Raw genomic sequence first — 25,919 nt, forward strand, 5'->3', positions numbered from 1 at the left:
GCTGTGCGCCGCGGCGGTCGCGCTGGCCCTCGGCGCACTGTGGCGCTCCCACGCGACGCCGGCGCCGCTGACGGCGCTCAGCAGCGCGCCGAGCGCGACCTCGGCCCCCGCGGCCGCCCCCCGAGCCTCGAGCAGCCCGGCCGTCGTCGTCGTCGACGTGGCCGGGAAGGTCCGGCGCCCCGGTGTGGTGCGCCTGCCGGCCGGCTCCCGTGTCGTCGATGCCCTGCGGGCGGCGGGGGGAGCCCTCCGCGGTGTCGACCTGACCGACCTCAATCTGGCCCGCGCCCTGCAGGACGGCGAGCAGGTCGTCGTCGGCTCGACGGTGGGCACTGCATCCGCGCCCCCCGCGCCGGGCGCGGCCGCCGCGGCCTCGCCGGCGCGGGTGAACCTCAACGCCGCCACCCTCGCCGACCTCGAGACCTTGCCCGGGATCGGGCCGGCGCTGGGCCAGCGCATCCTCGACTGGCGAAGCGCCCACGGTCGCTTCAGCAGCGTCCAGGAGCTGCGCGAGGTGTCCGGGATCGGGGACGCCCGCTTCGCGGTCCTGGCTCCCCGGGTCAGCGTGTGACCCAGCCCCGTCCCGACCTGAGGCTGCTGCCCGCCGCGGTCGCCGTCTGGCTGACCGCCCTCGGGGCGACGCTCACCGACCGGCCGGCGCCGCTCCTCGTGCTCGGCGCGGCCGGTGGGGTGGCCGGCGTCCTGCTGCTGCGCCGCGGGGGAGCGGCCCGTCGGGTGGTGGGCGTCGCCGCCCTCGGCGCGTCCGCGATGGCGGCCGTGGTCGGCATCCGGCTGCTCACGGTGCGGGCCGGTCCGTTGCCCGGCCTCGCCGCTCAGCGGGCCGTCGCGGACCTCGAGCTGGTGGTCACGGGCGACCCGAGAGCGCGCTCTGTCCGCACCATCGGCTCGGCGCGTGCGCCCGACGGCGTCGTCATTCCCGCTCGGGTGCTGCGAGTGTCCGCGCGTGGGCGCTCCTGGCGGGTCCACAGCCCCGTGGTCGTGCTCGCCCCCACCCGCGGCTGGGCGAGGCTCCTGCCGAGCCAGCACGTCGGTGTGACCGCTCGGCTGGCACCCGGCGACGACCGCGACATCACCGCGGTGGTCACCGCGCGTGGCCCGCCTGGGCGGGTCGGACGAGCCTCGCTGCTCCAACGGGTCGCGGGAGAGCTGAGGGCCGGCCTGCGACGTGCCGCGCGGGGCCTGCCCCCGGACGAGCGCGGTCTGCTGCCCGGGCTCGTGGACGGTGACACCTCCGGGCTTCCGCCTGGCCTGGTCGCGGACTGCCGCACCACGGGCCTGACGCACCTGGTCGCCGTGTCCGGGACCAACGTCGCGTTCGTCGCCGCCGCGGGGCTGTTCGCGGCTCGCTGGGCGGGGCTGCGCGCCCGCGCCGTCCCCGCCGCCGGGCTGGCGAGCATGGTCTTCTTCGTCGTCCTCGCCCGTCCCGAGCCCAGCGTGCTGCGCGCGACCGTCACCGGGACCGTGGGCGTCCTCGCCATGGTCCGTGGCGGCCGGCGGACCGGGGTGGCATCGCTGCTCGCGGCGGTGGTCGTGCTGCTGCTGCTCGACCCCCCGCTCGGGCGCTCGTACGGCTTCGCGCTGTCCGTCCTCGCCACCGGAGGCCTCCTCGTGCTGGCGCCGGGGTGGCGCCGCACGCTCGCCGGCTGGCTGCCCGGTCCGGTCGCCGACGCCCTGGCGGTGTCGGCCGCCGCCCAGCTCATGTGTGCGCCGCTTCTCGTCCTGCTCTCGGGGACCGTGAGCCTGGTCGCCGTCCCGGCCAACCTGCTGGCGGCGCCCGCGGTCGCACCCGCCACCGTCCTCGGGGTGGTCACCGCTCTCCTGGCGCTGCCCTGCCCACCGCTCGCGGCCGTGGCGGCCCACCTGGCCGCCCTCCCGGTGGCGTGGATCGTCCTGGTGGCGCGGCTCGGGGCGCGGGCGCCGTACGCCACGCTGCCCTGGTCGCGCTCCTGGCAGGGTGCCGTGCTGCTGGCTCTCCTGACCCTCGCCGCGCTGGTGCTCGCGCCGCGAGTTCGACGGCGCCCGCCGCTCCTCGCCGCCTGCTGCGCGACCCTGCTCGTCCTGGCCTCGCCGTTCGGGCCGCGCCAGCCGTGGCCCCCACCCGGCTGGCTGATGGTCGCGTGCGACGTCGGTCAGGGCGATGCTCTCGTGGTGGCGACCCAGCCGCGCCACGCGGTGCTCGTCGACGCCGGACCGGACCCGCGCGCGGTGGATGCCTGCCTGCGCCGTCTCGGGGTCCGCACGCTCGACGTGGTGATCCTCACCCACTTCCACGCCGACCATGTCGAGGGCCTGCCTGGGGCGCTCGACGGCCGCCGAGCCGGGGTGGTGGTGGTCTCGCCGTTGGCCGAGCCGCCCGACGAGGCCATACGCGTCCACCGGTGGGCGGCCGCCGCCGCGGTCCCCGTCCGGATCGTGACCATGGGCGAGCACGACCGGGTCGGACCGGTCTCCTGGCAGGTCCTGTGGCCGGCACGCATCATCCGGGGGGAGGGATCGGACCCGAACAACGCCAGCATCGCGATCCTGCTGACCACGGCGGGCGTACGCATCCTCCTCACCGGTGACGTCGAGGCTCCCGCCCAAGCGGCCCTGCTGGACGAAGCGCAAGCGGACGGGGTGGACCTGCGAGCGGACGTGCTCAAGGTGGCGCACCACGGATCGGCGAACCAGGATCCGCAGCTGCTGGCCGCGGTGGCGCCGCGGCTGGCCGTCGTGTCCGTCGGCAAGGACAACCCCTACGGCCATCCGAGCCCACAGACGATGGCCATGCTGAGCCGACGGGGAGTGCCCACGGCCCGTACCGACCGCGACGGCGACGTTGCCGTCGTGGGGCCGCTCACGTCGCTTCGGCTGGCGACACGGAGGCGGTAACGATTCGGCAACCTTCTTGACACGGGTCCCGTGATGGCGCACGGTTCTCTCCTGTGAGAGCGCTCTCACAAGGAGACGCTCGAACCTCACCTCAGCCAGACTTCTCGGTCTCACGCGCCCTGGCGGCGCCCGTGCAGGAGGACACATGGATCGCACCGTACGACGAACTGCGGGCGCCGCCGTCCTGGTGGCAGCCCTTGCAGCCGTCTCGGCCTGCTCGTCGAGCAGCAGCAACAACAGTGCAACCGGCGCGGGCAGCGCGAGCACCGGGGGCGGTGCCTCGTCCGCGGCGAGCGCGAACACCGCAGCCTCTGTCTGCGGCACCGACAAGCCGACAACCGTGACCATCGGGTTGTTCGGCACCTTCGGCTACAAGGAGAACGGTCTCTACGACGCGTACAAGAAGATCTGCCCGAACATCACGATCAAGGAAGACGTCGTCGAACAGTCGGCGGACTACTGGACCAAGCTCAAGACCCATCTCGCAGCGGGCAGCGGGCTCGACGACATCCAGGCCATCGAGGTCGGCTTCGTCTCCGACGTCGTCAAGAACCACGCGAACCAGTTCGTGAACTTCAACAGCCTGCCCAACGCGGCGGACCTGAAGGCCTCGTTCTATCCCTGGAAGTGGGAGCAGGCCTCGAACTCTGACGGCAGTGACACCGTCGGTCTCGGCACGGACTCGGGGCCGATGGCCATCTGCTACCGCTCCGACCTGCTGAAGGCCGCGGGGCTGCCGAGCAACCCGCAGGCGTTCGCCGCGAAGATCCAGACATGGGACGACTTCATCAACCTCGGCAAGCAGTACGAGGCGTCCAAGACGAAGCCGTCGGGCTCGAGCTTCGTCGACAGTGCGGCGAGCATCTTCTCGACGGCCGTGTACCAGGGCGAGGAGGCCTACGCCAACTCTTCGGGCCAGCCTGACGTCGCCAACAGCGATGGTGTGCAGACCGCGTGGAAGTACGCGACGCAGGCAGCGCAGGCGGGCATCACCGCGAAGCTGCAGCAGTTCACCCCGGCGTGGAACAAGGCGTTCTCCTCCGGTGCCTTCGCCACCATCGCCTGCCCGACCTGGATGATGGGCTACATCCAGGGCCAGGCCGGACCGTCCTACAGCGGCAAGTGGGACGTCGCGCCGGTCCTTCCCGGCGGCGCGGCCAACTGGGGCGGTTCGTGGCTCGGTGTCCCGGTCAAGGCCAAGAACCAGGCCGCGGCCCTCGCTCTGGCCGAGTGGCTGACCAACAAGGACCAGCAGGTGACCATGTGGACCTCGCCGAACCAGGGCGGTCACTGGCCGTCGAACCAGCTCGCCGCGGCAGACCCGTCGGTGCAGAGCGCGACGAGCGCCTACTTCAGCAACGCCCCGGTGGGTGCGATCTTCGGCGCCATCGCGAGCAAGCTGAAGCTGCCGCAGATCAGCCCGTACGACACGCAGATCCAGAATGCGTTCACCACGCAGCTGACCAACGTGGAGACCAAGGGCACGTCCCCTGACAAGGCGTTCGCCGCCGCCCTGGCCGCCATCAAGCAGGTGACTGGCTGACCCAGCCAGCAGTCGCGCCGACCCCCGTGCCTGGGCAAGCCTGCCCAGGCACGGGGACGAGAGTGGGGACATGACCATCAACCAGGCTGCCGCCCAGGCGACGGCGCCGCCCAGCGAGAAGCCGGCCTCCGCTGCCCAGCGCCGTCGCCGGCGCTTCGGGGGACGCGCCGCCTATCTGTACATCGCGCCGTTCTTCGTCGTCTTCGCGGTCTTCTCGCTCTACCCGTGGATCGACACGGCGTGGGTATCGCTGCACGACGTCCGCCTGTCGACGTACAGCCAGCAGACCTGGGTCGGGCTGGCCAACTACGAGAACCTCTTCACCAACCCGTTCTTCTGGAACGCCTTCAAGAACACCATCACGATCGGGATCATCTCGACCGTTCCCCAGCTGTGCATCGCGCTGGGACTCGCGCACCTGCTCAACTACCGGCTGCGTGGGCGCACGTTCTTCCGCGTCTCCATGCTGATGCCGTTCGCCACGAGCCTCGCCGCGGCGACGGTCATCTTCGCCGAGCTGTTCGGCACCGACTACGGGCTGATCAACTGGTTCCTCCACGACATCCTGCACCTGCCGCTCATCGACTGGCAGAACGACAAGTGGCCGAGCCAGATCGCGGTGTCGACCATCGTCACCTGGCGCTGGGTCGGCTACAACGCGCTCATCTACCTCGCTGGCATGCAGTCGATCGACAACTCCCTGTACGAGGCTGCCGCCATCGACGGCGCCAACCGCTGGCAGCAGTTCCGCAACGTGACCCTCCCGGGCCTGCGCCCGACCATCCTGTTCACCGTCGTCGTGTCGACCATCGGGGCCACCCAGCTCTTCGGTGAGCCGCTGCTGTACTCGCCCAACGGGCAGCCGACGGGAGGGACCTCCGGCCAGTACCAGACCCTCGGACTGCTCATGTACCAGCAGGGCTGGACCAACGACCGGCTCGGGCTGGCGGCCGCCACCGCATGGACCATGTTCGTGATCATCTTGCTGGCTGTGTCGTTCAACCTGTGGCTCGCCAGACGTCGAGAGCACGCGGTCGCACCCAGCGCACGCATCGAGACGCTGGCCACGGCGGAGATGGCCGGTGGTGACCGATGAGCGCCGCGACCGCCGACACGACACTGCCCAGGGCCGAGCCGACGACGAGGCGGCGGCGACGCAACCCCAACGACCCGCACTGGCAGACCTACGCCGTGCTCATCGTCGTGTCGTTCCTGTCGGTGTTCCCGCTGTACTACACGCTGGTCATGGCGTCGCACACCAACGCCGAGATGGCCAAGCCGGTCCCGCCGTTCCTGCCGAACGCGAGCTTCTTCAGCAACGTCAAGGCGGCCCTGCAGCTCGCCCCGCTCAACAAGGGGCTCATCAACTCCCTCGTCGTCGCCGGCTGCATCACCCTAGGCACGGTCGCCTTCTGCACGCTCGGCGGCTTCGCGTTCGCCAAGCTCGACTTCCGCGGGCGGCCCTTCTTCCTCGCCTTCATCGTGGGCACGATGATGGTCCCCACCCAGATGGGGATCGTCCCGCTGTACATGTTGATGGCGCGTCTCGGTCTGGCGAACCACCTCTCGGCGGTGATCCTGCCGACCATCGTGACGGCCTTCGGCGTCTTCCTCATGCGTCAGTACATCCACGCCGGGGTGCCGGACGAGCTCATCGAGGCTGCCGTCATGGACGGCGCGGGAACCTTCCGCGTGTTCTGGTCCGTCGTCGTCCCAGCGGTCCGACCTGCGCTCGCGGTGCTCGCGATGCTGACGTTCCTGACCGCGTGGAACGACTTCTTCTGGCCGATCATCGTGCTCAGCACGCAGAACCCGACCATCCAGGTGGCCTTCCAGGGGCTTGCGACGGGATACGCGCCGGAGCAGTCGATCATCATGGCCGGCACCCTCTACGGGACCATCCCCGTCCTCATCGTCTTCGCACTTCTGGGCAAGCAGATCGTCGGCGGAATCATGCAAGGAGCGGTCAAGGGATGAGCACCCCTCAGGTTCGCGCCGGTCTCGCGGAGCAGGCGCCGCGGCACTTCCCCGAGTCCTTCGTGTGGGGTGTGGCCACCTCGGCCTACCAGATCGAGGGTGCACCGGACGCCGATGGCCGCGGTCGGTCGATATGGGACACCTTCAGTCACATCCCGGGCAAGATCGCCGATGCGACCACGGGTGACGTCGCCGCGGACCACTACCACCGCTTCCGCGAGGACGTCGCGTTGATGGCGGAGCTCGGCGTTGCGGCGTACCGCTTCTCGATCTCCTGGCCGCGCGTCTTCCCGACCGGTCGTGGCCGGCTCAACCCCGCGGGTCTGGACTTCTACTCGCGGCTGGTCGACGAGCTGGTCGCGCACGGCATCAGGCCGTACCCGACGCTCTATCACTGGGACCTCCCCCAAGCTTTGGAGGATGCGGGCGGGTGGCCCAACCGCGACACCGCGTCGTACTTCGCGGACTATGCGCGGGCCGTCACGGAGCGGCTCGGGGACCGCGCAGAGATGATCACGACGTTGAACGAGCCCTGGTGCTCGGCCTTCCTCGGCTACGCCAGTGGTCTGCACGCTCCCGGTCGTCGATCCCGGGCGGACGCCTACGCCGCCGTCCACCACCTGCTGCTCGCCCACGGGCTCGGGGTGCAGGCGATCAGGTCGGTGCTGGGCGAGACGAGGCCGGTCGCGATCACGCTCAACCCCTCGGTCGTACGTGCGGCGTCGGACTCCGCGGCCGACCTCGACGCCGCCCGCCACGTGGACGGCATCTCGAACCGCATCTTCCTCGACCCGCTGGCCCGCGGGCGCTACCCGGCGGACGTGGTCGAGGACCTGCGGCACATCACGGACTTCTCCTTCGTCCGTGACGGCGACCTCGCCGTCATCGCCGCGCCGATCGACGCGGTCGGGGTCAACTACTACCAGCCCGCCCGAGTCGCGGCGGCCCCACCTGGGGCTGCGACGGGGGCGGCCCGCTGGCTGAACGACCCGCACTCCGCCGCCGAGACCGCCGAGTGGCCGGGCACCGACCTCGCCGTCGCCGTCCCGCAGGACGGCCCGTACACGGCGATGCGGTGGCGGATCGAGCCCGAGGGCTTCACCGAGCTGTTGCTGCGGCTCAGCCGTGACTACCCGGGCGTGCCCCTCGTCGTCACCGAGAACGGAGCGGCCTTCGACGACGTCGTCGGCCCGGACGGCGCGGTCCACGACGAGGGACGGGTCGACTACCTGCGCGCGCACCTGTCCGCCGTCCAGGACGGGCTCGCCGCGGGAGCCGACGTCCGCGGTTACTTCCTCTGGTCCTTCCTCGACAACTTCGAGTGGGCCTGGGGGCTCTCCCAGCGCTTCGGGATCGTGCACGTGGACTTCGACACCCAGCAGCGCCGGGTCAAGGACTCCGGTCGCTTCTACGCAGCGGTCATCGCGGCCAACAGCGTGCCGGACGCCTGAGCGGAAGTCGTCGTACCGGCCTGGCATGCTGGGCCCGATGAGCCAGCCGCCGCCCCGCGTGACCCTCGTCGTCGGCCCGGAAGAGGTGCTCGTCGACCGGGCGGTGGAGGTGGTGGTCCAGGCGGCGCGCGCCGTCGATCCGCAGACCGACGTGCGGCGGCTGGACCCGGGCTCCCTCGAGCCGGGTGTGCTGCGTGAGGCGGCCAGCCCGTCGTTGTTCGGTGAGCGCAGCGTGCTGGTCGTCCGCCGCGCGCACGAGCTGTCCGAGGAGCTCAGCCGGGAGCTGGTCGAGGTGCTGGGCGACGACTCCGCCCCGGACATCCATGTCGTGGTCTGCCACGAGGGCGCAGCGAACCGGGGCAAGGCCGTTCTCGAGGCCGCCCGTCGCGCCGGGGCGGAGCAGGTCGCGGCCGAGCCGGTGAAGCGGCTGGCCGACCGGCTGGCCTTCGTCCAGGGGGAGTTCCGAGCCGCCAAGCGCCGGATCTCCGAGCCGGCCGCCCGCGCGCTCGTCGAGAGCATCGGCGAGGACCTGGGTGAGCTGGCGTCCGCGTGCAGCCAGCTGATCTCGGACACCACGGGATCCGTCGACGTCGAGCAGGTCCGTCGCTACTACGAGGGCCGAGCCGACGTGACGTCCTTCGCGGTGGCCGACCGTGCGCTCGAGGGCAGGGCCGCGGAGGCGCTGGAGATGCTGCGCTACGCCCTCGGTGCCGGCGTCGCGCCCGTGCTGGTGACCAGCGCGCTGGCCTCGTCACTGCGCTCGATGGTGCTCGTGGGCTCGGCCACGCGCGGGCTGCCCGCGGCCGACCTCGCCCGGCAGGCCGGGCTGCCGCCGTGGAAGGTCGACGTGGTGCGGCGGCAGCTCCGCGGCTGGACCCCGGACGGGCTCTCGGACGCCATCCGCGCCGTGGCGACGGCGGACGCCGACGTCAAGGGCGCGGCGAGCGACCCTGGCTACGCTCTCGAGCGAGCGGTGGTGGCGGTGACCGAGGCGCGCGCTGGCTGAGGTGGGGCCGTGACGAGCGAGCTCTAGAGCGAGGAGACGGTCCGGGCCATCGCCGACTTCTTGTTGGCGGCCTGGTTCTTGTGGATGACGCCCTTGCTCACGGCCTTGTCGAGCTTGCGTGAGGCGGACCGGAAGTGCTCCTGCGCCTTGGCGGCGTCGCCGGCGGCAGCGGCCTCCCGGAAGCTGCGGATGGCCGTCTTCAGCGAGGACCGGACGCTCTTGTTGCGCAGGCGCGCCGCCTCGTTGGTCCGGATCCGCTTGATCTGGGACTTGATGTTCGCCACTGAGCAGCCTCGTTCGCGGGTTCGTGAAGGTGGTACGGGGATCGCGTCGTCGCCGTACGGCGCTCCCGACGCAGCCTCCGAGGCTACCAGCGGGCCGCGGGGCCGCCCAAACCGGCGCCGCTTCGGCGCATGGGACCATGGCACCCGTGCCGCGCTCCACCCACGCCCCAGCCCCGGGCTCGACCCCGCCCGACCTGCTGCGCAACTTCTGCATCATCGCCCATATCGACCACGGCAAGTCGACGCTGGCGGACCGGATGCTCGGCATCACCGGGGTGGTCGAGGCGCGCAACGCGCGTGACCAGTACCTCGACCGGATGGACATCGAGCGCGAGCGCGGCATCACCATCAAGAGCCAGGCGGTACGGCTGCCGTGGGAGGGCCCGGACGGGCGGACGTACGTGCTCAACATGATCGACACGCCTGGCCACGTGGACTTCACCTACGAGGTGAGCCGGTCGCTGGCGGCGTGCGAGGGCGCCGTCCTGCTCGTGGACGCCGCCCAGGGCATCGAGGCGCAGACGCTGGCCAACCTCTACCTGGCCCTGGAGAACGACCTCCACATCATCCCGGTCCTCAACAAGATCGACCTGCCTGCCGCGCAGCCGGACAAGTACGCCGCGGAGCTCGCCCGCCTGATCGGCTGCGCGCCCGAGGAATGCCTGCGCGTGTCCGGCAAGACCGGCGCCGGTGTCGAGGCGTTGCTCGACGAGATCGTCGCGACCCTGCCGCCGCCCACCGGGGACGCGGCGGCGCCGGCGCGGGCGCTCATCTTCGACTCGGTCTACGACACCTACCGCGGCGTGGTCACCTACGTCCGGGTCGTCGACGGCCACCTGGACCCGCGCGAGCGAATCCTCATGCTCTCTACCGGGGCCACCCACGAGCTGTTGGAGATCGGCGTGATCAGCCCCGAGCCGGTCCCGAGCAGGGGGCTCGGCGTGGGCGAGGTCGGCTACCTCATCACCGGGGTGAAGGACGTCCGCCAGTCGCGCGTCGGCGACACCGTCACCGGCGCGGCCCGGCGGGCCCGCGAGCCGCTCTCCGGTTACAAGAACCCCAAGCCGATGGTCTTCGCCGGCCTGTATCCGATGGACGGCTCCGACTACCCCGACCTTCGCGACGCCCTGGAGAAGCTGCAGCTCAACGACGCCGCGCTCGTCTACGAGCCGGAGACCTCGGCCGCGCTCGGGTTCGGGTTCCGTTGCGGCTTCCTCGGCCTGTTGCACCTCGAGATCGTGCGCGAGCGATTGGAGCGCGAGTCCGGTCTCGACCTGATCTCCACCGCGCCCAACGTCGTCTATCGCGTGGTCATGGAGGACGGCAAGGAGCACGTCGTCACCAACCCCAGCGAGTTCCCCACCGGCAAGATCGCGACGATCTGGGAGCCGGTGGTGCGGGCCACGGTCATCGCGCCCAGCGAGTACGTCGGCACGATCATGGACCTCTGCCAGTCGCGGCGCGGCCAGCTGCTGGCCATGGACTACCTGTCCGAGGACCGGGTCGAGCTGCGCTACACGCTCCCGCTCGCCGAGATCGTGTTCGACTTCTTCGACGCGCTGAAGTCGCGCACGCGCGGCTATGCCTCCCTCGACTACGAGCCGACCGGCGAGCAGCCCTCCGACCTGGTGAAGGTGGACATCCTGTTGCAGGGCGAGCCGGTCGATGCGTTCAGCGCGATCGTGCACCGCGACAAGGCGTACGGATACGGCACTCTCATGACCGCGAAGCTCAAGGAGCTCATCCCGCGCCAGCAGTTCGAGGTCCCGATCCAGGCCGCGATCGGTGCCCGCGTCATCGCGCGGGAGAACATCCGGGCGATGCGCAAGGACGTCCTCGCCAAGTGCTACGGCGGCGACATCACCCGGAAGCGCAAGCTGCTGGAGAAGCAGAAGGAAGGCAAGAAGCGGATGAAGATGGTCGGGCGCGTGGAGGTGCCGCAGGAGGCCTTCATCGCCGCACTGTCCACCACCGAGGACGTCGCCAAGCGCTAGCTGTCAGCTTCGACCGGTCAAGGACAGCAGGACGAGGCGCGAGGAGAGGACGACGGTGGGCGCTCGCTTCCAGCTCGTCATCGACTGCGCGGATCCGGAGCGGCTCGCCCGGTTCTGGGCCGCTGCCCTGGGCTGTGAGCTGGCACCGGCCCGGCCGGTTACGCCACGTGGAACGACTACTACCGCGAGCTCGGCGTTGCGGACGAGGACCTGATCGACGGAGCCGACCGCATCAGCGACCCGCACGGTGAGGGGCCGAGCATCTGGTTCCACCGGGTGGCCGAGCCCAAGGTGGTCAAGAACCGGCTGCATCTGGACCTTCACGCCAGCGGTGACTGGCAGGCGCCGGACGAGCTTCGCAAGCAGCGAGTGGATGCCGAGGCAACGCGTCTGGCCGACGTGGGCGCCAGCATCACCGGGCCCGCTGTCCGACGACGGGCAGACCCTCTTCGCGATGGGCATGAAGGACCCGGAGGGCAACGAGTTCGACATCAACTGACGTCCAGCCATGACCGGCGCGACCGGCGCGACGAGGAGAGATCGACGTCAGGTGTCAGGTTCGACCGGGAACTCAAGGCCGCCGGGGGCGTGCCAGGTGAGCCGGCCCGTCTCGTGGTTGGTCAGCGTCCACCCGTTCGGGTGATGCTTGAACAGGTGGTGGCGCTTGCACAGGGACGAGAGGTTGCAGGCGCAGGTCGGACCGTTCGGCCAGGGGATCGTGTGATCCTGCTCGCACGTCTGCGCGGGGCGCACGCAGCCGGGGAACCGGCAGGTCTGGTCACGGACGCGGATCCAGCGGGACAACGCCTCGGGAGGCTCGTAAGGGTCCTCGTGCCCCCGGCTCACGTGCTCCCCGGGGCAGGGCACCTCCTCCACGACCCGGACGGTCGTCCGGCCGCCGCTCGTCCGGCTCAGCTCCACGAGGCCCACGAGCACTTCGGGGGAGGCGAGGCCGTAGCGGGGGAGGGTTGGTGCCCCGTCTCGGTCGAGGAGAACGGTCAGGTTCACCCGGCTGCCCGTCGCGTCGGGGTGGCTGCTGTCCCAACCGGCCAGGGCCTGCTCCTCGGGGGTGAGGCGGCCGAGGAGCAGGTCGCTCATGACCTGGGCGCGCAGCACGTCGAGCGGGGCGACTGCCGTCTTGTCCCCGCTCGCCCTGGCTTCGCCCTTGAGCTCGGCCTGCCGGTGGCGGGCGACGGTGTCGATGCGGGTGAACGCGGCGAGGTTGATCGCCGCATCGGTGTACAGCCCGAGGACGGACTTGCCGTCGGCGCCGCTCGGCCCGAGCTCGACGTAGCTCGTCTGGTCCCCGTCGGCCTTCTCCCGCACGCTGTCCGGGTCGAGCCGCGCGAGCTCGAGCGTGGCCCACCGTCGGAGCTGCCCGGGGGTGGCGTGGGCGCGCATCCGCGCCCGCTCCTCGCGGTCGATTCCGGCCAGGTCCTCCCGGGACATCCTCGACAGGGGACGTGCGGCGAGGGCGCGACGCCGGGCCTGGTGCTCCCGACGTGACGCACTGCACGACCGGGCGGGCAGGCTGCGAGGCACCGCGGTGCGCCCGAGGCGGTCCAGCACCGCGCCGATCACCTGTCGGGTCGCGGCCTCGTCCAGGCCGGACACGACATCGAGAAGAGCGGAGACTCCGGCGGAGGACACCAAGCCGGCGGCGTGGACGTCGACGAGCAACGGGTGGACCCGGTTGGCCCGGACGGCCTCGTCGAGGCGCCGGTCCGCGCTCTGCCCGCGGATGCCGAGGACGACGCCGACCCGGTCGCCGACCCGGTCCCCCGCCCGGGAGCGCTCCGCCAGCTCCGCGAGCACGGCGGACTTGCCCGCCTGCGCGGCTCGCTCCCCGGCCTCGTACCGCTCCAGGCGCTCGAGCAGCTCGGACTCGTCGAGGTAAGGGATCTCGTCCCGGACGGCTTGCTCGGCCAGCGACTCCCGGACCAGCTCGAGGTGCGCCAGCGCGTCCTCCAGCGCGGGCTCCACCGGGCTCACCACCGGCTGGCCACCGGTGGGCTCGGATGCCCACTTCTGCCGCGGATCGGCGTGCGCCGCGCTGACATGGATGACCGGGGCGGGGATGCGGGGGAGCACCACGAGCGGAACGCCGCCCTCGCTGTGGATGCTCCCCGGCCGCATGCCAGCATCGTACAGGCGTTCGATACGGGTGTCCAGGTTTTCCACCGGCCGATCCACCAGCCGTGGTCTCGCGTACGGTCGGGGCGATCGGCCCGAGGAGGAGGAGGAGCACGTGAGCCAGCCGACGCACGGGCGCATCGACGCCGTCTGCGTGGTCAACGCTCTCATCCCTGACGCGAATCCGAACGGGCTCGAGCTCACCGCGATCGACAAGCGTCCCGTCACCGAACCGGTCCGCGTCGGTGCCCTCGGCCTGGAGGGCGACGACCAGTACGACAAGCGGCATCACGGCGGCGTGGACCAGGCGGTGTACGTCTACGCGACCGAGGAGGCCGACCGGTGGGCCGCGGAGCTCGGATATGACGTGGCACCCGGCCGCTTCGGCGAGAACCTGCGCACTCTCGGCCTCGCCGTCACCGACGTCGTCGTGGGGGAACGCTGGCAGGTCGGGGAGGCCGGGATCGGGCCGGTGCTCGAGGCGCGCTCACCACGCGTGCCCTGCGCGACGTTCCAGGCGTGGATGCACGAGCCGCACTGGGTCAAGCGGTTCACCGAGCGTGGTGACGTGGGTGCCTACTTCCGTGTGCTGCGCGAGGGGTACGTCCTCGCGGGCGACGACGTCGAGGTGGTGCACCGGCCCAACCACGGGGTCAGCATCCGCCAGGTCTTCGACAGCCGGCTCGGCCGCCATCTCGAGGCGATGCGACGCCTGCTCGACGAGGGCGAGGACCTCGACCCGAAGCTCGTCGCCGAGGTCTCGCGCCGCGTTGCCGTGACGACCCGCGACGGATAGCCAGCAGAGCGGGCCGATCAGCTCGACGTGTCCGAGCCGACCAGCACGGCCGTGAGCGTGACGCTGCCCGTCCCGGCGTTATAGACGGTGACCTTCCGGCCGGCCCCCACCGCGCTCAGCACGGCCGCGGTCGAGGTGGTGGACTTCGCGTAGCGCGCGCTGACCGAGCCCGGTCGTGTCGTGCCGGCGGCATACAGGGTGACGTAGCCGGAGGCCGTGGCGGCCGAAGTGGCGACGACCAGGTCGGCCGACGTCACGCCGGGCCCCACTGATGTCGGCAGGGTGAAGGTGACGGCGGATCCACCGGCGAGCGCGGTCGACGGCAGCACCGTCGCCGGCGGTGCCAGGTGCTCGGTCGCCCCGGAGAGGTCGGGGGTCAGGTACGCCGGCATGGCCGCGGTGACCGTCACGGCCGCGGAGCCGGAGTTGTAGATCGAGACGCTGCGCGACGTACCGACGCGGGAGAGCACGAGTGCCGAGCTCGTCGTGCCCTTGGCGTAGCGCAGGTCCGGTGTGGACGGCCGGCTGCTGCCGGCGGCGAAGACGGTCAGCGTGCCCGCCGCCGTCGAGCCACCCGCGCTGAGGACCAGGTCAACGCCTGAGGCCGACGCGGGCACGGACGAGGGCAGGGCGAAGGTCACCGTGGCGTGCGCCGCCACCGAGCGCGACGCCAGCGCCGACACCGGCGTACCGGCGTGCACGGTGGACCCGAGGAGGTCGGGTACGAGGTAGCCCTTCACCACCGCACTGACCGTGATGGCCGTGGTCGCGCCGTTGTACAGCGTGACCTGCCGCCCACTGCCGACCCTCGTGACGACGAGCCCGGAGGCCGTCGTGCCAGCCGCCGCACGAAGGTCGGGGCTCGACGGGCGAGTGCTCCCGGCCCCGTACGCCGTCACCGCCGCGGCCGAGCTGCCCGCGGTGACGGACACCTCGAGGTCGGCGCCGGTGGCGGTCGACGGCGCCGTCGAGGGCAGCGCGAACGTCACGGTGGCGTGCGAGGCGAGACTGCGCGACGACAGCGCGCTGATCGGGGACACCAGTCGCAACGTCCCCGCCGACCGGGGCGTGACCGACGCCGACGGGGCCGACGCGGCACCGGGCCCGACGACGTTGCGCGCCGCGACGGTGAAGGTGTACGCGGTGCCGTCGACCAGGCCGCTGACCGTCGTGGACGTCCCCGTGGTGCTCAGCCCGGTGCACGTCGGGCAAGCGGGGGACGGCGTGACGTCGTAACCGGTCACGGGGCTGTAGCCATCGGAGTCCGGAGCGGTCCACGACACCGTGGCGGACCCGTCGCCCGCCACCGCGGAGGGCGTCCCCGGCGCGCCGGGAGACCCGGTGCGGTCCAGGACCGGGATGACGGCGACGTGCACGAGGGCGTCGGTCCCCACCCACGCGACGGTGCCGGACGTACCCACCTTGTCGAGGGCCAGCTGGCCCGTCGCCCTGGTCCACGTCCCGAGCGGGTACCAGGTGTGCGTGCCGTCCGCGAGGGAGGTCCACGCCAGCGCCCCGGTCCCGTTGTCACGGACGACGAAGCCGTTGCCCAGCCAACGGCGGCCGACTCCGCCGGCCGGCGTCTCCACCCAGCTGGAGTGCGCTCCGGAACGGTCGACGACGCCCCAGCTGTCGGCCGCGTCGAGCGAGGCCGACGACGTGCAGCCGACCAGGAGCCATGGGCCGGCGGCCTGGGCGTCGCGAACCTCGGCGCACCCGGCAGGCTCGGCGAGGGACGTCGACGTGGCGCTCGCGATGTCGGTGACGCGGATCCCGGTCTGCGGGATCGTGGACACCGGTGCCACGACCGAACCACCGGAGAGGTCCGAGCCCAACCAACCGGCGTCGCCGAGCGCCCCGGTGCCGGGCGTGTAGGTCAGGTCGTCGCCGGTCAGCCGGCGCAAGAGCACGTACGTGCCGTCTGTCACCGCGACGGCACCCGCGGGGTTGGCGACTGAGGCCAGCTGGGTGAGCCCGCTGTACGTCACCAGTTGGTCGACCCGCGGATAGTCCGGGCGAAGGAACGTGGTGAGCCCCCCGCCGGCCGCGACCAGCGAGCAGGTGTCGTAGGGCGTGCTCGGGCAGCCGTTCGTACCCGCGAGGTCGACGTCGTCGGCGATCTCGGTGCTGGCACCCACGCTCAGCGAGGAACCGTTCGCCGTGACCGAGCGCTGCGTCACGGCACCGTTGACGTCGCTGTTGTCGGCGACCACGACGCGAGACCCGTCGACCGCCACGTCGGCTGGTACGGCTGGTACGGGCGCCAGCGGCACGACGCTGGTCGTCGAGCTGCCCCCGACGTCCCAGCGGGAGACCGCCTCGGCGTCCGGTGTACGCCCGGTGACGGCGTACAGCGAGGTCCCGCCCGGGGCCAGCCGGAGGCCGTGAGCCCACGTGGTGACGGTCCGGGTGGTGCCGCTGGAGGAGGTCGCGTAGACGGGCGCGTCCGCCTCCCGCCCGTAGCTGCCGCCGTTGTGGAAGTCCTGCCACGACAAGACGTCGTCGCCGAAGGGCACCAACGTGAACGAGGTCGGTGCGGCCGCGGCAGCAGACGGCGCCGGCCTCGTGGTGGTCGGGCCGACCGAGGAGCTGCCGGCGACCGGACGGGCGATGGTGTCGATGACGGGCTTGCTGCCCCCGCCCTGCCACCAGGCGATCGTGGAGCCGCCGAGGAAGTAGCCGAAGCCGCCGCTGTCCGCGACCGGCAGGGTCCACACCTGCAAGGCGTCGGTGTCGACGTAGACCCAACGACCCGGCGTGCCGCTCGCGGTGGGCGCCGAGATGAGCGCGCCGTGTGCGTCACTCACCTCCGTCGCCGGCCACTGGACGTCGGCGTCGCCGGGGAAGCCCGGGATGACGGTGGGCGTCGTCTGGCCCCAGGCGAGCAGCGACAGGGTCGACACGCCGTTCGGGAAGCTCACGAGCAGGACGCCAGCGGCGGTGGGCGCCACGTAGGTGTAGCCGTCGGGGATCGGGACCTGGGTCGCCGTGCCTGACGGCAGTGGGCGTTGGGTCACGGCGAGCGGGCTGACCGATGTGTTCGTGGTGACCACGCGGTCGCCGACGACGGTGGCGGAGATGTTCAGCGGACCGAGGGCGACGTCGGGTCCGCCCCCGAACGGGTGCCACCAGCCCAGGGTGCTCCCCGGCGTCGCATCCGGCTCGGCGTCGTAGACCAGGCCAGTCTCCCCGACCCCCACGACGTCGGCGACTCTCGGCTCGTAGCGCTCCGGTGCCGGGAGGGTCGTCGTCGCGGCGACGACCGTGTCCGCGCGCGCCGCCGGGACGTCCGTGAGCAACGACGCGACACTCAGCACTGCGGCTGCGGTGGCACCGACGACAGCAGCCGAACGAGCACTCGAACGCACGGGTCCCCCGTTTCCCCCACGACTTCCGTGCGCGACGTCTCGCCCCGGACCGGCCAACCGTATTGCGGCACCGCCCCCGTCGGGCACCGGCCGAACGACCGATGCCGGCGCGGGCCTGCCCATGAGGTGAGACTGGAGGCATGCCGTCCACGCCGCCCGAGGGGCAGCCGGCGCCCTCCGACGGATCGTTGCCCGAGCACTCGCTGACCGGGCTCGGCGATCGGGGCTTCGGTGCGTACGTGCACGTGCCGTTCTGCGCCCGTCGCTGCGGCTACTGCGACTTCAACACCTACACCGCCGTCGAGCTGGGGGGCGGAGCAGCGCAGGCGGCGTACGCCGACACGGTCGCGCTCGAGGTCGACCTGGCCCGACGGGTCCTCGGGGATGAGGTCCCGGCGCTCGACACGGTCTTCTTCGGCGGCGGGACGCCGACGCGGCTCCCGCCGGCCGACCTGGCACGGATCCTGGCCGGGCTGCGCGAGCGGTTCGGGATGAACGCCGACGCGGAGGTGACCACCGAGGCCAACCCCGACTCCGTCGACGCCGCCGGTCTGCACGTGTTGCGCGAGGCGGGGTTCACCCGGATCTCCTTCGGGATGCAGTCAGCCGTCCCCCACGTCCTGGCCACCCTCGACCGGACGCACGAGCCGGCCCGGCTGCCGGCGGTCATCGACGCCGCACGGGCAGCGGGCTTCGACGAGGTGAGCGTGGACCTCATCTACGGCACGCCGGGGGAGTCGGTGGGGGACTGGCGCAGGTCCGTGGAGGCCGCCGTCGCGATGGGTCCGGACCACGTGTCGGCGTACGCGCTCGTCGTCGAGCCGGGCACGGCGCTTGCCGCGCGGGTGCGCCGTGGCGAGGTCGAACCGCCCGACGACGACGATCTGGCGGACAAGTACGTCCTCGCGGACGAGCTGCTCACCACGGCCGGCTACTCCTGGTACGAGGTGAGCAACTGGGCCCGGGACGCCAAGGTGTGCCGCCACAACGTCGGCTACTGGCGGGGCGCGGACTGGTGGGGGTTCGGGCCGGGGGCGCACTCTCACGTGGGCGGCACGCGCTGGTGGAACGTGCGCCACCCCTCAGCCTGGGCGTCGCGGCTGCAGACCGGCGCGAGCCCGACGGAGGCGCGGGAGGTCCTGTCCGCCGAGGAGCGGCGCGAGGAACAGGTCCTGCTCGAGGTTCGTCTCGTCGACGGCATCGCTGTGGACGGGCTCGATCCCGCCGAGGTCTCCTCTCTGGTCTCGGACGGGCTCGTGGACCCCGTGGTGCCCGGCGACGGGCGCGTGCGGCTCACGCTCAGGGGCAGGTTGCTCGCCGACCACGTCGTGCGCCGCCTGTTGTCCTGAATGGCGAGTGAGGCGGGCGACGCCCCGCGTCGTCTACCGTGGGCGCGGCAGCCCTCGTGCCTCGGGGCTGCCCGGCGCGCTGGAGGAAACCGATGACCCTCACCCACACCGGATCCGTCAACACGGTGCTGCCGGCCCGGGCGCCGTCGGTCGGGGCGGCCTTCCTCGAACGGGTCAAGGCCGCGCCCGACGCGGACGCCTTCCGTTCCCCCCAGGGCGACGGCGAGCCGTGGCGCGTCTGGAGCTGGCGGGAGACGGAGACTCGGGTCCGGGCGCTGGCCGGGGGGCTGCTCTCGCTGGGCCTGCAGATCGAGCAGCGGGTCGCCATCGCGAGCACCACCCGGCTCGAGTGGATCTGGGCCGACCTCGCGATCATGCTGGCCGGTGGCGCGACGACCACGGTCTATCCCTCGACGCAGACCGATGACGTCGCCTACATCCTCCAGGACTCGGAGTCGGTGGTCGTCTTCGCCGAGGACGACACCCAGATCGCGAAGCTGCGGGAGCGTCGCCACGACCTGCCCGACGTGCACACCGTGGTCGTCTTCGACGGCACGCCGGACGGTGAGTGGGTGATCTCCCTGGACGAGCTCAAGGAGCGCGGCGAGAAGTACCTCGTCGAGCACCCGTCGGCGCTCGAGGAGATCGTCGCCTCCCTGACGCCCGACAGCCTGGCCACCCTGGTCTACACATCCGGCACGACCGGCCGGCCGAAGGGGGTCGAGCTGACCCACGGGGCATGGACCTACGAGGGGGCGGCGGTCGAGTCGCTGAACCTGCTCCGCCACGACCAGGTGCAGTTCCTCTGGCTTCCCCTGAGCCACGTCTTCGGCAAGGTCCTGCTGGCCGCCCAGTGGCAGATCGGGTTCTCCACGGCCGTCGACGGCCGCGTCGAGCGCATCATCGACAACCTCGAGGTCATCAAGCCGTCGTTCATGGCGGCGGCACCCCGAATCTTCGAGAAGGTCTACACGCGCATCGTGTCCACGACCGAGGCCGAGGGCGGGGTCAAGGCCAAGATCTTCGACTGGGCCTTCCGCGTCGGGCTCGACGTGGTCAACCGCCAGACCGAGGGCCGGTCGGTGCCGCCGCAGCTGAAGGCCCAGCAGCTCCTCGCCGACCGGTTGGTCTTCAGCAAGATCCGCAGCCGCATGGGCGGGAAGGTCGAGTACTTCGTCTCGGGCTCGGCCGCCCTCTCCCCGGAGATCGCCCGCTGGTTCCTCGCCGCGGGGCTCATCATCCTCGAGGGGTACGGCCTGACGGAGACGGCCGCCGGCTCGTGCGTGAACCTGCCGACGGACTTCCGGATCGGCACCGTCGGGCGGCCGCTTCCGGGCACCGAGGTCAAGCTGGCCGAGGACGGCGAGATCCTCATCAAGGGACCTGCCGTCATGCGCGCCTACCACAACCACCCTGACCAGACCGCCGAGGTCCTCTCGGCGGACGGCTGGTTCGCCACCGGCGACGTCGGGGAGATCGACCCCGACGGCAAGGTGCGCATCACCGACCGCAAGAAGGACCTGGTGAAGACCAGCGGCGGCAAGTACATCGTCCCGTCCGCGATCGAGTCGGCGTTCAAGGCCCTGTGCCCGATCGCGAGCCAGATGGTCGTCCAGGCGGAGGGCCGCCACTTCGCCACCGCCCTGGTCACCATCGATCCCGATGCCATGCAGACGTGGGCGCACGGCCAGGGCCTGGACGCCTCCGACCCCGCGAAGTTCGCCACCGGCGAGGCGGTCCGCAGCCACGTCGCGAGGTCCATCGAGGAGCTCAACAGCCGGCTCAACCGCTGGGAGACGATCAAGGACTTCCGGGTCCTCGAGCACGACCTCACTGTGGAGGCGGGGGAGCTGACGCCGAGCCTGAAGGTCAAGCGCAAGGTCGTGAGCGAGCGCTACGCGGCGGTCATCGCCGAGATGTACGTGCCCAAGGCCTGACCGGCCGGCTCACAGGTCCTCGGGGGGGCCTTCGAGCTCGTGTCGCACCTCGGCCTCGACGGCCGAACGTGGATCGGTCTCGCTGGACTGTCCGCGGACGTCGTCGAACATCTCCGACTGCACGAGCTCGTGCCGGGTCACGACGGTGCTGAAGAACGCCTGTCCGGTGGCGATCACCGGCAGCGCCAGGAAGGCACCGGCGGGACCGATCAGCGTCGCGCCGACGATCACCCCACCGAAGGCGATCCCGGGGTGCAGCTGCATCGTCCGGGCCGACAGCGGCGGGGAGATCAGGTAGTTCTCCACCTGCTGGTAGAGGATCTCGAAGCCCAGCACCAGCAGCGCCTCGCGGGGGCTGATCGTCAGGGCCACCAGCACGGGGAGCGCCCCCGCGATGTAGGTGCCCACCGTCGGGATGAACTGCGAGATCAGGCCCATGAAGATGGCGAGGGTCAGGGCATAGGGGAGGCCGATCGCCGCGAAGAAGATGCCGTGCGCGGTCGCCGAGCAGGCGGCGAGCAGCAGCCGCGAGTAAAGGAAGCCGGCGGTCTTCTCGATCGCGATGTCCCACACGCGGAGCACCTCGAGCTGGCGGGCCGGCGGCAGCACCGAGCAGACGGTGCGGCGAAAGCGTGGACCGTCGGTCGCGAAGTAGAAGCCCAGGAGCGCGACGGTGAACGCCTGGAACAGCACCCCCAGCAGGCTCACCGCGAAGCCGAGCGCACCGCCGGCCAACCTCGGGCCGAGGTCGGAGATCTTCTTGGAGATCGTGGCGGAGCTGATGGGCAGGTCGATGTTGTAGTCGTGCTTGAGCCAGGTCGAGATCTTGGTGAGCCCGTCCGGGGCGGACTTCACCAGGCCGATCGTCTGCTGGACGATGAGGTTCCCCACGAGCGCGAAGAAGGCCAGCATGATCACGCCGAGTACGGCGTAGACGGCCAGGGTCGCCAGGCTGCGTCGCCACCCCCGCCGGGCGAGCCGGTCCACGACGGGCTCGATCGCGAACCCCAGGAACAGCGAGAGCAGCAAGATGATGATGAAGCCGAAGAGGCGCTCGACGGCCCAGCGACCCACGAGCAGGGCGACGACCAGCCCGAGGGTCCACAGCGTGTATCCGCGAAGCCATCGCGGCTCGCCGAGGATGCGCCGGGCCCGTGCGGTCGTCCCGGTGCCCGCCATGGATCGACGGTAGCGGCGCGGGTACGCCGGATCCGGTAACCCGACCGGCGCGGCTCAGCTCTCGCGTTCCCCGGCGTCGTAGGCGGCCTCGGCGCGTTGGTCGGCCCGCGTCCGCCGCACCCGCCACACGACGAGCAGCGCCACCACCGCCAGCGCGGCGAGCAGCGCCGCTCCCCGCCCGACGTAGGCCTCGATGCGCTGGTAGGAGTTGCCGGCGAGATAGCCGAGCAGCACGACGCCCACGCCCCAGACGATGCCTCCGGTCGCGTTGAAGAACAGGAACCGCCGATAGGGCATGAGCGCCATCCCGGCGAGGGCCGGCATGACGGCGCGGAAGAACGCGGTGAAGCGGCCGAGGAAGACCGCCCAGCCTCCCCGTCGCGCGAGCAGGGCGTTCGCGTCGGCGAGGCGGTGCTCGTGTCGGCGCAGCGGCCCGATGGTGAGCAGCCGTCGGCCGCCCAGCCGGCCCACCTCGTAGCCGACCGAGTCGCCAAGGATTGCAGCCACGACGACGACGGCCATGGCGGCGGCCAGGTTGGCGTTGCCGCGGCTCGCCGCGACCCCGGCCAGGATGGCCGCGGTCTCCCCCGGGAGGACGAACCCGATGAAGAGGGCGTCCTCGGCGAAGACGAGGGCGAACGCCAGGACGTAGACCAGCCACGTGGGGACGTTCAGCAGGTGGTCGGCGAGCGCTGTCACGGCAGCGCCTCGCCGGCGAGGAAGGGCTCGACGAGGTCGGGCAGCACCTCGGCGGCCAGGGTGGCGCTCGTCGACACGGGCACGTCGAGGACGTGGTAGGCCTGCCGTCCGGCCGCGGTCGTCGCCGTGAGCGTCACCAGGCCGGCCCGTCGCTGGAACCAGCTGGCCCGCCAGTTCCAGCCGATGATCCCCCCGCCCTCGAGCATCACCCGTCTGCGGTCGATCGCCCCGGCGGAGGACACGAGGACTCCGTCCACCAGCGTGTGCCCGAGGCCTCGTGCGCGGTCGGCCGCGAGGAGGAGGGCCACGGCCACCACACCGGCTCCGACCGCGACGCTCACCCACGCTGGGCTGTCCGCGGCACGTCCCAGCCCGACCACGGCCACGAGGACGAGCACGGCCACCGCCCCGGCCCGCGAGTAGCGGCGCCGAGTCGCGCGGCGCCCGTGCCGGCGCAAGGGGGCGTAGGGCGGCTCGGCCGCGGCGAGGACCTGGGCGGCGACCGCTCGCGCGACGGCGAGCGGCGCCGGCGGAAGCAGGATCGTGCCGCCGCGATCCGCACCGCGCCCGACCCGCAGACCGGTCGCGACGGCGAGGGTTCGAGCTCCTCCGACGCCGCGCAGCAGCAGCGGCTGGCTCAGCTCGGCGCCACGCAGCCGCCGTCCCTCGACGGTCGTCGCCCGGCGGGTCAGCAGGCCCCGGGTGACGTGCAGGGTCCCGTCGGGCGCGCGCTCGAGACGGTGGCCCCAGTAGGCCAGCAGGTAGCCGGCGACCGCCGCGAGGCTGACCACTGCGAGGAGCGCCGCGGCGACCGCGCCGACCACGAGCCCGAGCGGCGCCGCTGCGAGGCGGTGGCCGAGTCCGGTCAGCGGCCGCAGCCGGGTGAGGTCGACGTGGCTGTCGTTGATGGCGTTCCACACCAGGCCGGCCAGGGCGAGGATCGTCACCACTCCGGACAGCGTGAAGGGCGCGAAGCGGACCCACGAGGGGTCGAGGCGGGCGACCACGACGCCGGCCGGTTCGCCGGGCGATGGGTGCGCCGGTTGCGACGTACGTCCGACCAGCAACTGCTCGCGCAGCTCCGCCGCCTGGCCCGAGGTGAGGCCGTCCAGCCGGACCCCCTCGTCCTCGCGTCGGTCGGAGCGACCGGTGCCGATGGCCACGCGGGCGAGCCCGAGCGCGCGGTGCAGGGGATGGGCGGTGACGTCGACGGTGCGGACCCGGTCTCGGGGCACCGTACGGCTGGTCCGGCGCAGCAGCCCGCTGCGCACCTGGACCGCGTCGGCGGTGATCCGATAGGTGGTGGTGGCCCAGCGCAGCGTGGCACGGACCGCGACGACCGCGGTGGCCAGCAGCCCCCAGGGCGCGCCACCCCCGTTCCGCGTGCCGAACAGGACCAGCGGGATCAGGACCGGCAGCGCCCTGGCGAGCTCGGTCACCGGCTGGACCAGCAGCATGCGGGAGTCCAGGCGGCGCCAGCCGGGGGTGTCGGCGGTCTCGGTCATGTCGCGTCCCCGGCACTGGCCTCGGCCGCGGCGGTGAGTCGCGCCACCAGTGACTCGGCGGTCTCCAGGTCGAGCCCTTCGATGACCAGCGGGCCTGCAGCCGATGCGGTCGTGACGGTGACGTTGGTCAGCCGGAACAGCTGCTCCAACGGGCCGCGGTGGCTGTCCACGGTCTGGATGCGCGAGATCGGGGCCAGCCGACGTTCCTGGGTGAACCACCCCGACTGGGTGTAGACGGCGCCGTCCGTGGCCTCCCAGCGGTGCACGTGGTAGCGCCAGCGGGGCATCACCAGCAGGTGGGCGGCCGCGAGCACCGCACAGGTCGCCAGCGCCGCCGCGTGCAGGGCGAGGTGGGGCGGGTCGGTGGCGATCCAGACCAGCTGCGCGGCGAGGACGACCAGCCAGGCAGCGCCGGCCCGGGTGGCCCAGTACCAGACGGCCGTACGGCTGACCCGGTTGGCCGGGGCCCGCAGCCGGATCCCGGCCGTCTGCGCCTCCACCCACCCACTGTGCCACCCGTGCCCACCATTGTGGTCGGCCGGTCTCGCTACGGTCCGCGCATGACGGCGACGCGGCCGGACGGGTCCTGGCTGGCCAGGACGGCGGGTGGGCTGCCGCGGCCGTACTGGTTCGTCTGGGCCGGCACCGTGGTCAACCGGCTGGGCCAGTTCGTCGAGCCCTTCCTCGCGCTCTACCTCGTGCAGGGCCGGGGAGTGTCGGTCACCGAGACCGGGACGGTGCTGGCCTCCCTCGGACTCGGGGCGCTGGTCTCCCAGCCGCTGGGCGGGGCGCTCGCGGACCGGATCGGGCGTCGGGCGACGCTGGTGGCCGGGATGGTCGGGTCCGCGGCCGGGCTCGCCGCCCTCGGGCTGGCCCGCCAGCTGTGGCTCGTGGGGCTGGCTGCCTTCGCCTACGGCGTCGTGGTCGACCTCTACCGCCCGGCCGTCGGGGCTCTCGTCGCCGACCTGGTGGAACCCCCGGACCGGACACGGGCCTACGCGCTGCTCTACTGGGCGGTCAACCTGGGCGTGTCGGTGTCCGGCGTCGTTGGCGGTGTCCTGGCCCTGCACGGCTGGTGGGTGCTGTTCGTGCTGGACGCGCTCACCTGCCTGGTCTTCGCCGTCCTCATCGTCCGCGGGGTGCCCGAGACCCTGCCCGAGCGGGCGTCGGGGGACTCCGGCGGCTACGGGCGCGCGCTTCGGGACCGGCTGCTGCTGGCGCTCGTCGGGATCACGCTGGCCGGTGCGGTCGTCTACCTGCAGGCCTACGTCACCCTGCCGCTGTCGATGCGCGCGAGCGGGCTGACCTCCGCGGACTACGGCGTCGCCTATGCGGTCAACCCGCTGGTCATCGTGTTCCTGCAGCCGCTGACCCTGCGCGCGCTGGTCGCCGCGCCACGGGTGCGGGTCTTCGTGTCGTCGATCGTCCTGCTCGGGCTCGGCTTCGGGCTCACCGCACTCGCGAACAGCTTGTGGCAGTACGCCGCCACGGTGGTCGTCTGGACCCTCGGGGAGATCGCGTTCAACGCTGTCGCACCGACCATCGTCGCCGACATCGCGCCCCCGGAGCAGCGTGGGCGCTACAACGGCATGCTCGGCCTGGCCTACGGCGCCGGCGCGTTCCTCGGCCCGCTCCTCGGCACCCGGGCCTTCGCGGTGAGCGAGCGGCTGCTCTGGTTCGGCTGCACCGCGGTGTGCCTCGTGGCGGCCGGGGCGGCTTCGGCCCTGGGTCCTGGCCTGCGGCGGCGCGAGCGCGAAGGCCTGCGCGCCGACTAGACTTGGCACTCAGGGCCGACGAGTGCCAGGGCGG

The 25,919-nt window shown here is 72.1% G+C and carries 21 protein-coding genes and 1 pseudogene; 15 read left to right on the forward strand and 7 right to left on the reverse strand.

Features of this window, described 5'->3' with window-relative positions; translation table 11 throughout:
• The 7 genes from VMI11_15595 to holA form a co-directional block, all read left to right on the forward strand.
• Window positions 1–568: ComEA family DNA-binding protein (locus VMI11_15595; protein HTY73823.1), on the forward strand; the 568-nt coding region annotated here is incomplete at its 5' end.
• Window positions 565–2,889, forward strand: a complete 2,325-nt coding sequence (locus tag VMI11_15600) for a ComEC/Rec2 family competence protein (protein HTY73824.1) — start codon at window positions 565–567, stop codon at window positions 2,887–2,889. The genes VMI11_15595 and VMI11_15600, both read left to right, overlap by 4 nt.
• 145 nt (window positions 2,890–3,034) lie before the next feature.
• The gene (locus VMI11_15605; GenBank protein HTY73825.1) at window positions 3,035–4,432 is read left to right on the forward strand and encodes an extracellular solute-binding protein; all 1,398 of its coding nucleotides are present in this window, start codon (window positions 3,035–3,037) and stop codon (window positions 4,430–4,432) included.
• A 70-nt stretch (window positions 4,433–4,502) separates the two neighbouring features.
• Window positions 4,503–5,528 carry a sugar ABC transporter permease gene (locus tag VMI11_15610; protein ID HTY73826.1) on the forward strand — a complete coding sequence of 342 codons (1,026 nt, stop codon included), beginning with the start codon at window positions 4,503–4,505 and terminating at the stop codon, window positions 5,526–5,528.
• Window positions 5,525–6,409, forward strand: coding sequence for a carbohydrate ABC transporter permease (locus VMI11_15615; GenBank protein HTY73827.1), 885 nt, complete (start codon window positions 5,525–5,527; stop codon window positions 6,407–6,409). The genes VMI11_15610 and VMI11_15615 overlap by 4 nt, the downstream gene beginning before the upstream one ends.
• Complete coding sequence (locus VMI11_15620; protein HTY73828.1) at window positions 6,406–7,860, forward strand: GH1 family beta-glucosidase; 1,455 nt, start codon at window positions 6,406–6,408, stop codon at window positions 7,858–7,860. Before VMI11_15615 ends, VMI11_15620 begins: the two co-directional genes overlap by 4 nt.
• Before the next feature lie 37 nt (window positions 7,861–7,897).
• On the forward strand, window positions 7,898–8,866 hold the full coding sequence (holA, locus tag VMI11_15625; GenBank protein HTY73829.1) for a DNA polymerase III subunit delta: 969 nt from the start codon (window positions 7,898–7,900) through the stop codon (window positions 8,864–8,866).
• A 23-nt stretch (window positions 8,867–8,889) separates the two neighbouring features.
• On the opposite strand, the gene rpsT is transcribed toward holA, so the two are convergent.
• Window positions 8,890–9,150 (reverse strand): 30S ribosomal protein S20, encoded by a 261-nt coding sequence (rpsT, locus tag VMI11_15630; GenBank protein HTY73830.1) that lies wholly within the window; start codon window positions 9,148–9,150, stop codon window positions 8,890–8,892.
• A gap of 137 nt (window positions 9,151–9,287) precedes the next feature.
• Between rpsT and lepA the strand changes: the two genes are divergently transcribed.
• The 4 genes and pseudogenes from lepA (at window position 9,288) to VMI11_15650 (ending at window position 11,643) form a co-directional block, all read left to right on the forward strand.
• Complete coding sequence (gene lepA, locus VMI11_15635; protein ID HTY73831.1) at window positions 9,288–11,144, forward strand: translation elongation factor 4; 1,857 nt, start codon at window positions 9,288–9,290, stop codon at window positions 11,142–11,144.
• Window positions 11,145–11,199: 55 nt separating this feature from the next.
• Window positions 11,200–11,358, forward strand: a complete 159-nt coding sequence (locus tag VMI11_15640) for a VOC family protein (GenBank protein HTY73832.1) — start codon at window positions 11,200–11,202, stop codon at window positions 11,356–11,358.
• A gap of 47 nt (window positions 11,359–11,405) precedes the next feature.
• A pseudogene (locus VMI11_15645) lies at window positions 11,406–11,510 on the forward strand (VOC family protein).
• Between the two features lie 7 nt (window positions 11,511–11,517).
• The gene (locus VMI11_15650) at window positions 11,518–11,643 is read left to right on the forward strand and encodes a hypothetical protein (GenBank protein HTY73833.1); all 126 of its coding nucleotides are present in this window, start codon (window positions 11,518–11,520) and stop codon (window positions 11,641–11,643) included.
• Between the two features lie 47 nt (window positions 11,644–11,690).
• Here the strand turns inward: VMI11_15650 and VMI11_15655 are convergent, their stop codons facing one another.
• Window positions 11,691–13,280: an HNH endonuclease signature motif containing protein gene (locus VMI11_15655; protein ID HTY73834.1), complete on the reverse strand. Its 1,590-nt coding sequence runs from the start codon at window positions 13,278–13,280 to the stop codon at window positions 11,691–11,693.
• Between the two features lie 112 nt (window positions 13,281–13,392).
• Here VMI11_15655 and VMI11_15660 point away from each other — a divergent pair, with 112 nt between their 5' ends.
• Window positions 13,393–14,073 carry an MOSC domain-containing protein gene (locus VMI11_15660; protein HTY73835.1) on the forward strand — a complete coding sequence of 227 codons (681 nt, stop codon included), beginning with the start codon at window positions 13,393–13,395 and terminating at the stop codon, window positions 14,071–14,073.
• Window positions 14,074–14,090: 17 nt separating this feature from the next.
• On the opposite strand, the gene VMI11_15665 is transcribed toward VMI11_15660, so the two are convergent.
• Window positions 14,091–17,372: a fibronectin type III domain-containing protein gene (locus VMI11_15665; protein HTY73836.1), complete on the reverse strand. Its 3,282-nt coding sequence runs from the start codon at window positions 17,370–17,372 to the stop codon at window positions 14,091–14,093.
• Window positions 17,373–17,581: 209 nt separating this feature from the next.
• Here VMI11_15665 and hemW point away from each other — a divergent pair, with 209 nt between their 5' ends.
• Together hemW and VMI11_15675 are read left to right on the forward strand one after the other, a co-directional pair.
• Complete coding sequence (gene hemW, locus VMI11_15670) at window positions 17,582–18,790, forward strand: radical SAM family heme chaperone HemW (protein HTY73837.1); 1,209 nt, start codon at window positions 17,582–17,584, stop codon at window positions 18,788–18,790.
• 92 nt (window positions 18,791–18,882) lie between these two features.
• The gene (locus VMI11_15675) at window positions 18,883–20,727 is read left to right on the forward strand and encodes a long-chain fatty acid--CoA ligase (protein ID HTY73838.1); all 1,845 of its coding nucleotides are present in this window, start codon (window positions 18,883–18,885) and stop codon (window positions 20,725–20,727) included.
• A gap of 9 nt (window positions 20,728–20,736) precedes the next feature.
• On the opposite strand, the gene VMI11_15680 is transcribed toward VMI11_15675, so the two are convergent.
• Genes VMI11_15680 through VMI11_15695 form a run of 4 tightly spaced genes read right to left on the reverse strand, consistent with a single transcriptional unit; the run spans window position 20,737 to window position 24,610 of the window.
• Window positions 20,737–21,906, reverse strand: a complete 1,170-nt coding sequence (locus VMI11_15680; protein ID HTY73839.1) for an AI-2E family transporter — start codon at window positions 21,904–21,906, stop codon at window positions 20,737–20,739.
• Window positions 21,907–21,960: 54 nt separating this feature from the next.
• Window positions 21,961–22,605 carry a DedA family protein gene (locus tag VMI11_15685; GenBank protein ID HTY73840.1) on the reverse strand — a complete coding sequence of 215 codons (645 nt, stop codon included), beginning with the start codon at window positions 22,603–22,605 and terminating at the stop codon, window positions 21,961–21,963.
• A complete protein-coding gene (locus VMI11_15690; protein HTY73841.1) occupies window positions 22,602–24,110 on the reverse strand; it encodes a PH domain-containing protein in 1,509 nt (502 codons plus the stop codon). Before VMI11_15690 ends, VMI11_15685 begins: the two co-directional genes overlap by 4 nt.
• Window positions 24,107–24,610 carry a PH domain-containing protein gene (locus VMI11_15695; GenBank protein HTY73842.1) on the reverse strand — a complete coding sequence of 168 codons (504 nt, stop codon included), beginning with the start codon at window positions 24,608–24,610 and terminating at the stop codon, window positions 24,107–24,109. The genes VMI11_15690 and VMI11_15695 overlap by 4 nt, the downstream gene beginning before the upstream one ends.
• Before the next feature lie 60 nt (window positions 24,611–24,670).
• On the opposite strand from VMI11_15695, the gene VMI11_15700 reads away from it, so the two are divergent.
• A complete protein-coding gene (locus VMI11_15700; protein HTY73843.1) occupies window positions 24,671–25,885 on the forward strand; it encodes an MFS transporter in 1,215 nt (404 codons plus the stop codon).
• The last annotated feature ends 34 nt before the right edge of the window (window positions 25,886–25,919 follow it).

The organism is Actinomycetes bacterium, from assembly GCA_035506535.1.
Lineage (GTDB): Bacteria > Actinomycetota > Actinomycetes > DATJPE01 > DATJPE01 > DATJPE01.

Bases quoted from the DNA above. Each gene is read 5' to 3' on its own strand.
- VMI11_15605 (HTY73825.1), top strand. From the start codon at position 3,035: ATGGATCGCACCGTACGACGAACTGCGGGCGCCGCCGTCCTGGTGGCA.
- lepA (HTY73831.1), top strand. From the start codon at position 9,288: ATGGCACCCGTGCCGCGCTCCACCCACGCCCCAGCCCCGGGCTCGACC.
- VMI11_15650 (HTY73833.1), top strand. From the start codon at position 11,518: ATGCCGAGGCAACGCGTCTGGCCGACGTGGGCGCCAGCATCACCGGGC.
- VMI11_15610 (HTY73826.1), top strand. From the start codon at position 4,503: ATGACCATCAACCAGGCTGCCGCCCAGGCGACGGCGCCGCCCAGCGAG.
- VMI11_15680 (HTY73839.1), bottom strand. From the start codon at position 21,906: ATGGCGGGCACCGGGACGACCGCACGGGCCCGGCGCATCCTCGGCGAG.
- VMI11_15615 (HTY73827.1), top strand. From the start codon at position 5,525: ATGAGCGCCGCGACCGCCGACACGACACTGCCCAGGGCCGAGCCGACG.
- VMI11_15675 (HTY73838.1), top strand. From the start codon at position 18,883: ATGACCCTCACCCACACCGGATCCGTCAACACGGTGCTGCCGGCCCGG.
- VMI11_15620 (HTY73828.1), top strand. From the start codon at position 6,406: ATGAGCACCCCTCAGGTTCGCGCCGGTCTCGCGGAGCAGGCGCCGCGG.
- VMI11_15655 (HTY73834.1), bottom strand. From the start codon at position 13,280: ATGCGGCCGGGGAGCATCCACAGCGAGGGCGGCGTTCCGCTCGTGGTG.
- VMI11_15690 (HTY73841.1), bottom strand. From the start codon at position 24,110: ATGACCGAGACCGCCGACACCCCCGGCTGGCGCCGCCTGGACTCCCGC.
- hemW (HTY73837.1), top strand. From the start codon at position 17,582: ATGCCGTCCACGCCGCCCGAGGGGCAGCCGGCGCCCTCCGACGGATCG.
- holA (HTY73829.1), top strand. From the start codon at position 7,898: ATGAGCCAGCCGCCGCCCCGCGTGACCCTCGTCGTCGGCCCGGAAGAG.
- VMI11_15700 (HTY73843.1), top strand. From the start codon at position 24,671: ATGACGGCGACGCGGCCGGACGGGTCCTGGCTGGCCAGGACGGCGGGT.